The following is an 11,756-nucleotide window of genomic DNA, read 5'->3' as shown; positions in this document are numbered from 1 at the left end:
CCGGCAGGCTCTGGGCCAGCCGTGAGCAGGCGAGCGGCGTCAGTGCCCCGAGCCGAGGGTAGCCGCCGATGGTCTGCCGATCATTGAGCAGGGCAATGGGCTGGCCGTCGGTCGGTACCTGAACCGCCCCCAGGCCAATCCCCTCGGAGATCATGCTGGCCATCCGGCACTGCAGCCGCGGGCCGGTCAAGCGCACGCCCATGCGATCGGCCCGGTCGTCCACCCGCCAGTCTGCATTGAACGCCTGGAAAAGGCTCGCCCCGCTGAACTCGCCTATCTGGGCGCCCGGCAGCAGCGCCAGCTCGGCCGGCTGGCGATAGTCGACCTGTTCCTCGCCGGGGGCTGTACGCCCGGCACAAGCGCGACGCGGCGTGACCTGCAGGCGATCGCCCTCGGCCAGCCGATGTCCCTGGCCGTCATGGCCACCCAGTCCCTCGCGCACCACACAAGCCACGCTGTCCAGCACCGCCGCCGCCGAAAAGCCACCGGCCACCGCCAGATAGGCTCTCAGGCCGTTGGCGGGCGAAGCGAAGGCGAGGCGCTGGCCCTCCCGCACCGACAGCGAGCGCCAGCCGACGAGTGGCACGCCGTCCAGGGTCGCCGACAGGTCGGCCCCCGCCACGGCCACCACCAGGTCCCGTTCGGCCACGAGCTCGAGGCCGCCGAAGGTCACCTCCAGGGCCGGCGTTCCCCAGGCGTTACCCACGAGGTGATTGGCCCAGGCCCAGCCGTGCAGATCCACCGGCCCGCCCTGGGTCACCCCCAGCCGCCGCACGCCGAAGCGTCCGGCATCCTGGAGCAGTGCCAGGGGACCGGCACGCGTCACGCTCAGGCCGTCTACCGCATCCGTCATGTCCCCTCCTCCATCGGGCGGGTGTCGCCCCCCAGGCGTTCGAACTCGGCACGGTCGATGGGCACGAAACGTACCCGGTCACCCACCTGGAGCAGGCTGAACCCCTCCCGGTTACGGTCGAAGAGCACCGCCGGCGTCCGGCCAATGAGGTTCCAGCCGCCGGGCGTGACCGCGGGGTAGGCCGCGGTCTGCCGCCCGGCCACGGCCACGCTGCCCGCAGGCACCTGGCGCCGTGGGGTCTCCAGGCGAGGGGCCTCGATGCGGGCGTCGACGCTGCCCATGAAGGCGAAACCGGGCGCGAAGCCCAGGGCAAAGACTCGGTAACTGCGCTCACTATGGCAGGCCACCACCTCCTCGAGGCTCATGCCCGCGAGTGCGGCCAGTCGTGGCAGATCGGGCCCCACCGAGGCGTCGTACCAGACCGGCAGCTCCTTGACCGGAGCATCCGCCGCCTGTGCAGCGGGTTGAAGCCTCTGCAGAATCTCGACCAGCCAGCGTCTGGCCTCACCGGGCGAGAGTCGCAGCGGATCGAAGACCACCAGCAGGGTGGTATAGGACGGCACCAGATCGACCAGGCGGTCACCGAAGGCCGTCTCGCACTCCCTCACCAGGGCAGTGAGCCAGGGCATGTTGCCCTCGTCGATGGCGTCGAACAGCCGCACCATCCAGCCGTCCAGCCCGGCGGACTCGAGGCGCGGCAACCCCAGCGGAAAACGTGACCTCATGAGGCGCTCGCCAGGCCATTGAGCGCCCCGCGGATCGCCTTGATGGCGGCGATCGACTCAGGGTTGTCGCCATGCACGCAGAGGGTATCGGCGGCCAGCACGAGGTCGCTGCCGTCGCTGGCGTTGATCGGCTCACCACGGGCGATGCGCTGCGCCTGGTCGACGATCACCTCGGGGTCGTGATGCACAGCCCCCAGCTCTCGCCGGGAGACCAACCGCCCCTCGGCATCGTAGGCACGGTCGGCGAAGGCCTCGAACCACAGCGTCACGCCATGTCGCTCGGCCAGTTCCCTCGCTGCGGCGGTATCCCGGGTGGCCATCACCATCAGCGGCAGGCGGACGTCAAAGGCCACCAGTGCGCGCATCACCGCATCGAGGATCTCCAGGTCGCGCATCATGTCGTTGTAGAGCGCCCCGTGAGGCTTGACGTAACCGACCTCCAGGCCCTCGGCCCGGCAAATGCCGGCCAGGGCACCGACCTGGTAGAGCACCAGGTTCTCGACCTCCTCGGTCGAGCAGGCCATCGAGCGGCGCCCGAAGCCGACCATGTCCGGATAGGCAGGGTGTGCGCCCACGGTGACGCCATGGCGCTTGGCCAGCCGCACGGTCATGCGGATCACGTCGGGGTCGGAGGCGTGAAAACCACAGGCCACGTTGGCCAGGTCCACGTGAGGCATCACCTCATGGTCCAGGCCCATGACCCAGGGACCGAAGCTCTCGCCCATATCGGCATTGAGCAACAGGGTCTTCATGATCCACCTCCTCTGAATGACGTTTCATAGAGAATTTATCAATGTTTTATCTTTAAAACATCGTCCTTTAGTCTACACATCGTTGACTCGTCATGCGTGTCTGCCTAACCTTCTTGTGCACGCTCGCTGGGCGCCTTCAGGACGGCTCGCTATCCGACCGCCGGCAGCGACAACAAGAACCCGACTCGAGGAACCGCACATGATGACCCGCTTCCCCCTCTTGCATCTGAGCTCGGCTGTGGCCATTGGTATCAGCCTAGCCACCCTGAGCAGCACCGCCCAGGCCGCGACCGAGTGGGACATGCCCACGCCCTACGGCGACATGACCTTCCATACCGTCAACATCCGCGAGTTCGCGGACGACGTCCGCGAGGCCACCGATGGTGAACTGGACATCACCGTGCACTCCAACGGCTCGCTGATCGGCCATGCCGAGATCAAGAACTCGGTGCGTCGCGGCATCGTGCCCATCGGCGAGCTGATCATGTCTCGCCTGGCCAACGAGAACCCGATCTTCGAGGTCGACTCGGTGCCCTACCTGGCGACCGGCTACGAGGATGCCAAGACCCTGTGGGAGGCCTCTCGCGAGATCATCGCCGAGGAACTTGCCGAACAGCGACTGCGTCTGCTCTTCGCCGTTCCCTGGCCGCCCCAGGGTATCTACACCCAGCAGGCCCTTGAGGAACCGGACGACCTGAAGAACCTGAGCATGCGTGCCTACAACACCGCAAGCGAACGGATCGCCCAGCTGGTCGGCGCCGTGCCTACCCAGGTCGAGGTACCGGACATCCCCACCGCCTTCAGCACCGGCCGCGTCGATGCCATGATCACCTCGCCGGCCACCGGTGCCGACACCAAGGCCTGGGACTACCTGAGCCACTTCAACCACGCCCAGCTGTGGCTGCCGAAGAATATGGTGATCGTCAGCGAGAAGGCCTTCTCGCGTCTCGATGAGGCCAGCCAGCAGGCAGTACTCGATGCGGCCGCCGAGGCCGAGACGCGCGGCTGGGAGATGAGCCGCCAGGAGACCGGTGATGCCATCGCGGTGCTCAAGGAGAACGGCATCGAGGTCAGCGAGCCGACGCCTGAGCTCGCTGCCCTGCTCGACGAGGTCGGCGCCACCATGACCGAAGAATGGGCCGGCCGCGCCGGCGACCAGGGGGCCGCCATCCTCGAGGCCTACGAGGCCGCCCGCGACTGACATGTCACCCCCGCCGGGGCGTCTCGCCCCGGCACCAACCTCCGGTTTCCGCCATGACCTACCGTCTGCGACCGCTCTATCAGCTGGGCGGCTACCTGGCCGCCCTCTGCCTCTGCCTGATCTGCGCCCTGATCACCGCCCAGATCCTCGGGCGCATCGTCGATCGCATCGCCACTGGCATCGGTGGCGACCGCATCGGCCTGGCGATTCCCGGCCTCTCGGAAATATCCGGCTTCTTGCTCGTCGGCGCCAGCTTCCTGGGGCTCGCCTACACCTTCGTGCATGGCGGCCATATCCGCGTGACGCTGCTGATCGGGCGATTGCCCGCCGTGCCGCGGGCCTTCGTCGAGCTCTTCTGTTTGAGTATCGCCCTGGTGCTCAGCCTCTATCTCGGCTGGTACCTCTACTGGCTGCTGGCCGACAGCATCGCCTTCAATGAGTCGTCCTACGGCCTGCTGAGCATCCCGCTGTGGATCCCCCAGTCGGCCATGCTCACCGGCGTCGTGCTGCTCTGTCTGGCGCTGGCCGAGGCCTGGCTGACCACTCTGGTGACCGCCGTGACCCGGCCGTCCTCCTTCATCACCGACGACAGCGGCCAGGAATGAGCCCGGGAGACACTGCATGCTCGTGATGATGACGGCCCTCTTCGCCACCTTGCTGCTGCTGCTCGGCAGCGGCGTCTGGGTGGCCTTCTCGCTGCTGGGGCTCGGCTGGCTGGGCCTCTCGCAGTTCACCTCGGTGCCCACCGGTGACGTGCTCGCCTCGAACATCTGGGGCTCCAGCTACAGCTGGGAGTTGACCGCCCTGCCGATGTTCATCTGGATGGGCGAGATCCTGTTCCGCTCGAAGCTCGCCGACGACATGTTCACTGGCCTCTCGCCGTGGATGCAGCGCATTCCCGGTCGCCTGCTGCACACCAACGTGGTGGGCTGCGGCCTGTTCGCCGCCGTGTCGGGCTCCTCGGCGGCCACCTGCGCCACCATGGGCAAGATGACCCTGCCCGAGCTCACCCGTCGCGGCTACGATGAAAAGCTCATCATCGGCACCCTGGCAGGCTCCGCGACGCTGGGTCTGCTGATCCCGCCCTCGATCATCCTGATCGTCTTCGGCGTGGCCACCGACCAGTCCATCGCCCGGCTCTTCATGGCCGGCATCTTCCCCGGGCTGCTGCTGATCTCGCTGTTCACCGCCTACCTGATGCTCTGGTCCTGGCGCTTCCCGGACAAGATCCCCCCCGCCGAGGCCGGCCTGCCAGTGGGCGAGAAGCTGCGCCGGGCGCGCCGCCTGATCCCCCTGCTGGCGCTGATCGTCGGGGTTATCGGCTCGATCTACACCGGTCTGGCCTCGCCCACCGAAGCCGCCGCCGTGGGCGTGGTGCTCTCGCTGCTGCTGGCCCGGATCCAGGGCGCCATGGATCGCCACGTATTCCGCGATGCGCTGCTCGGCGCGGTACGCACCGCGACCATGATCGCCTTCATCCTCGCCGGCGCTTCCTTCCTCACCGCCGCCATGGGCTTCACCGGCCTGCCCCGGGAGCTCGCCGCCTGGATCGGCACCATGGAGCTGTCGCCCTTCATGCTGCTCGCGGCCCTGACGCTGTTCTTCATCCTGCTGGGCTGCTTCCTGGACGGCATCTCGGTGGTGGTGCTGACCACCTCCATCATGCTGCCCATGGTCGAGGCCGCCGGCATCGACCTGATCTGGTTCGGCATCTATCTGGTGATTGTGGTGGAGATGTCGCAGATCACACCGCCGGTGGGCTTCAACCTCTTCGTGCTGCAGGGCATGACGGGGCGCAATATCCTGTCGATCGCTTGGGCGGCCATGCCGTTCTTCTTCCTGATGATGTTCGGCGTGGTCCTGATCAGCCTGTTCCCGGGCATCGTCACCTGGCTGCCGCAGGCCATGGGCAACTGAACATGCAAAAGGAGCAGAGCGTGACAAGCGACCGGACACCTCGCGGCCCCATCGTCTCCTCGGAGCACCTGTCGCGCAGCAGTCAGGAACTCTCGGAGTTCGAGTTCGGCCTGATCATCGCCGGGCATGCCTTCGACCGCTGGATGGTGCGCTGCATGACGGCCAGCGGCTATCCGGAGCTCGGTGCCCTGGACGTGCTGGTCCTGCATAGCGTCAACCATCGGGAGCGCGCCAAGCGCCAGGCGGACATCTGCCTGGTACTCAACGTCGAGGACACCCATACGGTGACCTATGCCCTGAAGAAACTGACCCGTCTGGCGCTGGTGGCCGGCGAGAAGCACGGCAAGGAGACGTTCTTCCGTACCACCGACCAGGGACGGGAGGCCTGTAGCCGCTATGCCGAAATCCGCCAGGCCTGCCTGGTCGACTCACTCTCCTCCATGGGCATCGAGCGCGAAGAGATGAGTCGACTGGCGGGACTGCTGCGCGCCATGTCCGGGCTCTACGACCAGGCGGCCCGATCTGCCGCCTCGCTGTAGGGGGGACCGGCGTCACCCCCGGGCGATCAGCCGCCGCTGGCATCCATGAGCGCAGCACGGGGGTCGCGGGGATAGAAGCGCTCGGGCTGGCGCTCGATATGGGTAAAGAAGCGCGTGTCCTTGTAGGGCATCTTCATGAAGCCCGAGACCCCGAGCCCCTCGATCAGGCCCACGGCACCGAGTATATCCTCAAGGCGGCCTCGGAACTCCGCCTCCCGGGAGGGGTCGAGCAACCGGTAGTGGCTGTGGATCTTCAGGTGCTGGGGCAACGCCTCGAAGATGATCATCCCCGTGTGGTGGATCTCGTTGAGGGCCTCCAGCGAGGCGATGATCGCCTCGGGCAGTACCAGGAACTCCTCCGGGTCGGGGCCATCCTCGAAGTAGCTGTGCAGGCGCGAGCGGTCCTCCAGCTCGGGCACCGCACTGACCTCGTAGTGCAGCCGCATCCCGGGCAGGATCTCGAAGGGCTCCTCGACGCTCTCCCGGTCCAGGTGCAGGGTGTCGCGGGCATTGAACAGGCAGCTCTTGAAGATACCGCGACGGTGGATCGCCCGGGCCAGAGTGACCATGTTGTTGACCGCGGCGATGAAAGCCTGCTTCAGGGCCGGATCGTGCAGGTTGAGCGAGGTATCGATATAGACTCCCTCGGCCTCCCAGCGCACTGCCAGCCCGCCCACCACCGGATACTTGCCCAGCCGACTCACCGCCGCCAGGAAGGCCTTCTCGGTCTCCCCCATGTTCTGCATGAAGTTCTTGTAGTAGCGATCGAGCTGGATGTCGTTGACGTCGTTGAGGGCCTCGCGTCCGCCCTCCTCGCGCAGGAAGGACTTGCGCGAACTGTAGACCACGGTGTCGATCTCATGGCCGGCCGGACGGCTCCATACCGGCACCAGGGGCGCCTCCTGAGGGGTAGGCAGATCGAGCATCACCAGGTGACCCAGTCGGGGCATCTCACGAATGAAGTGGTCGCCGGCCCGCAGGCGGGTCCGCGGATCGGGATCGAGCATGCCATCGAGCATGCGCGCGAACTCCATGGGTAGCCCCAGGGAGGTGGCGGGAATGGCTCGGTGGCCGAAGCGGCAGGACTGGGCCGAGGCCAGGGCATAGAGGGTGGCCGCCGCCCCCTGCTCGTCGAAGCGCGGCGACGACAGCGCCCCGCCCAGTTGCTCCTCACCAATGAAGTAGACATCCCCCAACCGCGCATTGGTCTGCTGCAGGTTGTCCGACATCAGCTCCATGACGTTGGTCGCCACGAACTGCAGGCTGGCGTCGAGCTGTGCGAACACCGAGGAGCCCCAGTCAATCAGCGCGATGGTCTCCTGGGCCGCATCGAAGACCAGGTTGGAGGGCTTGATGTCGCCATGCACTACCGGCTTGCCGGCCGGTCCGCTCTCGCGACGCAGGGCGCGCAGGATATCGGCCAGCTGGTCGGCGATGCGCACCACCAGGCGAGGCGAGAGGCGTCCCTCGCGCAGCGACACCTCCTCCATGTTGAAGCCCGGGGCGCGCTGCATCACCAGGATCGCCTGGTGGCGCACCCGCTGGAAGACGATCAGCTTGGGCACCCGGGGATGGTCGACCTGCTCCAGCATGAAGGCCTCCTCCTCGAGGCGGTCCTGGAGGTGCTGGGGCAGGTTGACGCGCGTGAACTTGAAGACGTACTGCTCGCCGAGCCCCGTGAGTCCGGCGAAGACAAAGCCATAGGCACCCTTGCCGATCAGCTCGATGTCCCGGTAGCCCAGCTGCTCCAACTGCTCCTGGCACAGTGCTACCCACGCCTTGAGCTTGCGGGCGTCGTCGTGGCTGAGCAGGTAGATCGACTGCTCTTCCGGAATATAGAACTGCTGCAGGGATGCCTGGGTCATCCCCTTACCCTAGATGCAGAAGCATCGTCTCGGGCGCTTCCAGATACCCCTTCCAGGCATTGCAGAAGCGGGCAATGGTGCCGCCGTCGATGAGGCGGTGATCGCCCGCCCAGGTGACGGTCATGATCGCCCGCTTCACCACCTGATCCCGGTCATCGAAGCGCGGCAGCCACTGGGTCTTTCCGATGGCAACGATCGCCACCTCCGGGGCATTGATGATCGGCGCCGCATAGGTCCCGCCCAGCGCCCCGATGTTGGAGATGCTGATGGTGCCGCCCTTCAGGTCGGCCTGAGCCACCCTGCCTTCGCGGGCCTCATGGGTCAGGCGCTGGATCTCGCCGGCGATCTCCAGCAGGGTCAGCCGCTCCACCCCCTTGACGTTGGGCACCATCAGTCCCGCCTTGCCATCCACGGCCATGCCGATGTTGCAGGACGGCAGGTAGTGGATCTCGTCGCCCGCCTCGTTGAGGCGGCTGTTGAGGATCGGGAAGTCGCGGATCGCCAGCGCCATCGCCTTCATGAAGAAGGGCATCAGCGTCAGGCGCGCCTCACAGGCCTGGGCCTCGGGCTTGAGGCGTTCGCGCAGCGCCAGCAGGTCGGTGACATCGAGCTCCTCGCCGTACTGGAAGTGCGGGATCGTCGACGCCGAGGCCACCATCTGGCGGGCCATGGCCGCGCGAACGCCACGCAGGGGTTCGACGCGGACCTCCGCCTCCCCGCTCGAGGGCCGAGCCGAGCGTGCCGCCTCGCCGGCAGGCGCCGGCGACTCCGCAGTGCTCGTGCCGCCGCGCTCCAGGAAGGCCTGGATATCCTCCTTCAGCACCCGGCCCTGCTTGCCGGACCCCGGCACCTGCTCGAGGCGAAGGCCATGCTCGCGCAGCAGGCGCCGCACCGCCGGGCTCGCCGGAATCCGTCCGTGGGGACCGAGTCCACTGGCCGGGGGAGCCGACGCCGTCGAGGCCGCTGCGGAAGCGGCGCGCGGTGCCGGCTCGGATGGCACAGGCGCAGCCGTGGCGGTCTCGTCCGGCGCCTCGGCGTGCGCCGGGGCATAGGCGAACAGCGGCGCATGCACACGGGCGATCTCGCCCTTGGGCACATGAAGCCGGGTGACCCGTCCCGCCTCGGGGGCGGTGATCTCGACCAGCGCCTTGTCGGTCATGACCTCGACCACCGGCTGGTCCTCCTCGATGACGTCACCCTCCTTGATGCGCCACTCCACTACCTCACACTCCACGATACCTTCACCGATATCGGGCAGCTTGAACTCTGTCATCTTGTCTCTCCTGTCCTGAACCCGGTCGTCAGAAATTCACACTGGCGCGGATGGCCTCGACGATCTTCAGGTGGTCCGGCAGGTACTCCTTCTCCAGCGTCAGCGGGAAGGGGGTATCCAGGCCGGTCACCCGGGCAATGGGCGATTCCAGGTACAGGAAGCAGCGCTCCTGGATGGCCGCGGCGATCTCGCCGGCGAAGCCCCCGGTACGCGGCGCCTCATGGGTGACCACCAGCCGGCCGGTCTTGAATACCGACTCGGCCACGCTGTCCTGATCCCAGGGCAGCAGAGTGCGCAGGTCGATCACCTCGCAGGAGATGCCGTCCTTCTCGGCCAGCTCCACGGCGCGGTCGATCACCTCCATCTGGGCGCCCCAGCCCACCAGGGTCACGTCGGTGCCCTCCTTGGTCACCTCGGCCTCACCGATGGGCAGCTGGTAGTCCTCCTCCGGCACCTCGCCGACGGCGGCGCGGTAGAGGCGCTTGGGCTCGAAGAAGATCACCGGGTCGGGGTCACGGATGGACGCCAGCAAAAGGCCCTTGGCCTGGTAAGGGTCGCGGGGCACCACAATCTTGAGACCGGGCGTATGCGTGAAGTAGGCTTCCGGCGACTGGGAGTGGTAATGGCCGCCGGCGATGCCGCCGCCGTAGGGCGCGCGGATGGTCAGACCGCCGACGTTGAAGAGATCGCCCGAGCGATAGCGGAACTTGGCCGTCTCGTTGACGATCTGGTCGAAGGCCGGAAAGATGTAGTCGGCGAACTGGATCTCCGCCACCGGCACCGAGCCCTGGGCGGCCAGGCCGTTGGCGAAGCCAATGATGCCCTGCTCCACCAGCGGCGTATTGAAGCAGCGCACGCGCCCGTACTTCTCCTGCAGATGGCTGGTGGCACGGAAGACCCCGCCGAAGCTGCCCACGTCCTCGCCGAAGCAGAGCACCTTGTCGTCCTCGCCCATGGCGATGTCCAGGGCGTTGTTGATGGCCTGCAGCATGTTCATGGTCGGCATCTCACTCCCCTCCCTTGGCAGCGACATCGTCACCGGCACGCACGTCCGGATCCAGGGAGCGTGCTCCCTTGGGGTAGGCCTCCGGGTACTGGCGGATGTGGGTCTTCAAGGCGTCGAGCTGACGCTGCAGTTCCGGGGTGACGTCGGCATAGACATCGGTCACCAGGCTGTCCAGGGGCGGCGGCGGACGCTTCTCGGCGCGCTTCATGGTCTCCAGCACCTCGCGGCGCAGGCTCTCCTGAAGGGCCTTCTCCTCCTCCTCGCTCCACCAGCCCAGGTCGATCAGCCAGCGCTGCATGCGCAGGATGGGGTCCTTCTCGCGCCAGGCCTCCTCCTCCTTCTTCGAACGGTAGCCGGAGGGGTCGTCCGAGGAGGAGTGGGCCGCCAGGCGGTAGCTCATGGCCTCGATAAGCACCGGCTTGTTGTGCTCCACGGCGATCCGGCGCGCCTCCCGGGTGGCCGAGTGGACCGCGAGGATGTCGTTGCCGTCGACGCGGATCACGTGCATGCGATAGCCGAAGGCCCGCGGTGCCACGCCGTCGGCGGCGAACTGCTCGATGGACGGCGTGGAGATCGCATAGCCGTTGTTGCGACAGAAGAAGATCACCGGCACCTCGTGGACCGCCGCCATGTTGAGGGCGGCATGGAAGTCGCCCTCGGAGGCCGCCCCTTCGCCGAAGAACACCGCGGTGCACTGGCCGTCGCCGGCGAGCTTCTGACCGTAGGCGTAGCCGGTGGCCTGGGGGATCTGCGTGGCCAGCGGCGACGAGATGGTCATGTAGTGCAGCTTGCGCGACCCGTAATGGATCGGCATCTGGCGGCCCTTGCCATAGTCCAGCTCATTGCCGAACAGCTGATTCATGAACTCGTCGAAGGTGAAGCCGCGATACACCAGGGCGCCCTGCTCGCGGTACTGCGCCATGATCATGTCGGCATCATCCAGTGCCGCCGTGGCGCCGATGACGGCAGCCTCTTCGCCGGTGCACTGCATGTAGAATGACAACCGTCCCTGGCGCTGAGCAGCGAGCATCCGCTCGTCGAGCACTCGGGTCGCGACCATGGCGCGATAGATGGCCAGCGCCTTGTCATGCTCCAGGTCGGGGGCTCGGGCACCCTCGTGAAGGGTGCCGTCCTGCTTGAGCAGCCGAAAGGTGGGAATGCTGAACTCGTCACCGGCCAGGAAGGTCGGCTCGTGGATATCCGGTGTTGTTGTCATCGTCGTGATCCTGTGCCCCTTTTGGGGGCAGTGTTGTCTTTAATGTTCCGATCCGCCAGAGGGTCGCCCCGGCGCCGGTCAACGCAACAGGATTGACGTTAACGTAAACTGGATAGGTTGGGTAGTCCCCGAAGCGACGGTGGGGGGGCACGCCAGGTCCGTGGCTCAACGAGTTCCGGCCAATGGCAGCCGACTGAACAGGCTATCCACACTGACGGCCAGCAACCCGATCAGCAGCGCCCCCTGGACCACATAGGCGGTATTGCCGTTGACGATGCCCGAGATGATGGGATCGCCGAGGTTGCTCGCCCCTACGGTAGCGCCGATGGCCGCCGTGGCGATGTTGATGGTGATTGACGTGCGAATCCCCGCCAGTATCACCGGCGCGGCCAGCGGCATCGGCCGGGCC

12 protein-coding genes are annotated in these 11,756 nt (G+C 66.8%); 4 read left to right on the top strand and 8 right to left on the bottom strand.

Annotated features, from left to right (window positions below):
• From RI841_RS09940 to RI841_RS09930, 3 genes are all read right to left on the bottom strand, one after another.
• Positions 1 to 853: biotin-dependent carboxyltransferase family protein (locus RI841_RS09940; protein WP_310705445.1), on the bottom strand; the 853-nt coding region annotated here is incomplete at its 3' end.
• Entirely contained in the window at positions 850 to 1,578 is a 729-nt protein-coding gene (gene pxpB, locus RI841_RS09935) for a 5-oxoprolinase subunit PxpB (RefSeq protein WP_310705444.1), read from the bottom strand. The genes pxpB and RI841_RS09940, both read right to left, overlap by 4 nt.
• Entirely contained in the window at positions 1,575 to 2,330 is a 756-nt protein-coding gene (locus tag RI841_RS09930; RefSeq protein WP_310705443.1) for a 5-oxoprolinase subunit PxpA, read from the bottom strand. The genes pxpB and RI841_RS09930 overlap by 4 nt, the downstream gene beginning before the upstream one ends.
• A gap of 199 nt (positions 2,331 to 2,529) precedes the next feature.
• Between RI841_RS09930 and RI841_RS09925 the strand changes: the two genes are divergently transcribed.
• Genes RI841_RS09925 through RI841_RS09910 form a run of 4 tightly spaced genes read left to right on the top strand, consistent with a single transcriptional unit; the run spans position 2,530 to position 5,987 of the window.
• The gene (locus RI841_RS09925) at positions 2,530 to 3,531 is read left to right on the top strand and encodes a TRAP transporter substrate-binding protein (protein ID WP_310705442.1); all 1,002 of its coding nucleotides are present in this window, start codon (positions 2,530 to 2,532) and stop codon (positions 3,529 to 3,531) included.
• 53 nt (positions 3,532 to 3,584) lie between these two features.
• Complete coding sequence (locus RI841_RS09920) at positions 3,585 to 4,136, top strand: TRAP transporter small permease (protein ID WP_310705441.1); 552 nt, start codon at positions 3,585 to 3,587, stop codon at positions 4,134 to 4,136.
• Between the two features lie 16 nt (positions 4,137 to 4,152).
• A complete protein-coding gene (locus RI841_RS09915; RefSeq protein WP_310705440.1) occupies positions 4,153 to 5,448 on the top strand; it encodes a TRAP transporter large permease subunit in 1,296 nt (431 codons plus the stop codon).
• Positions 5,449 to 5,468: 20 nt separating this feature from the next.
• On the top strand, positions 5,469 to 5,987 hold the full coding sequence (locus RI841_RS09910; RefSeq protein WP_310705439.1) for a winged helix DNA-binding protein: 519 nt from the start codon (positions 5,469 to 5,471) through the stop codon (positions 5,985 to 5,987).
• A gap of 26 nt (positions 5,988 to 6,013) precedes the next feature.
• Here the strand turns inward: RI841_RS09910 and RI841_RS09905 are convergent, their stop codons facing one another.
• The 5 genes from RI841_RS09905 to RI841_RS09885 form a co-directional block, all read right to left on the bottom strand.
• Positions 6,014 to 7,852, bottom strand: a complete 1,839-nt coding sequence (locus tag RI841_RS09905; RefSeq protein ID WP_310705438.1) for a protein kinase domain-containing protein — start codon at positions 7,850 to 7,852, stop codon at positions 6,014 to 6,016.
• 4 nt (positions 7,853 to 7,856) lie between these two features.
• Positions 7,857 to 9,125 (bottom strand): 2-oxo acid dehydrogenase subunit E2, encoded by a 1,269-nt coding sequence (locus RI841_RS09900; RefSeq protein ID WP_310705437.1) that lies wholly within the window; start codon positions 9,123 to 9,125, stop codon positions 7,857 to 7,859.
• A gap of 28 nt (positions 9,126 to 9,153) precedes the next feature.
• Complete coding sequence (locus tag RI841_RS09895; RefSeq protein ID WP_310705436.1) at positions 9,154 to 10,131, bottom strand: transketolase C-terminal domain-containing protein; 978 nt, start codon at positions 10,129 to 10,131, stop codon at positions 9,154 to 9,156.
• A 1-nt stretch (position 10,132) separates the two neighbouring features.
• The gene (locus RI841_RS09890) at positions 10,133 to 11,347 is read right to left on the bottom strand and encodes a thiamine pyrophosphate-dependent dehydrogenase E1 component subunit alpha (RefSeq protein ID WP_310705435.1); all 1,215 of its coding nucleotides are present in this window, start codon (positions 11,345 to 11,347) and stop codon (positions 10,133 to 10,135) included.
• A 165-nt stretch (positions 11,348 to 11,512) separates the two neighbouring features.
• The coding region (locus tag RI841_RS09885; RefSeq protein ID WP_405000932.1) for an ABC transporter permease subunit at positions 11,513 to 11,756 on the bottom strand (244 nt) is incomplete at its 5' end.

The organism is Halomonas sp. (genome assembly GCF_031581305.1).
GTDB lineage: Bacteria > Pseudomonadota > Gammaproteobacteria > Pseudomonadales > Halomonadaceae > Halomonas.
This window is presented reverse-complemented; position numbering and strand designations above follow the sequence as displayed.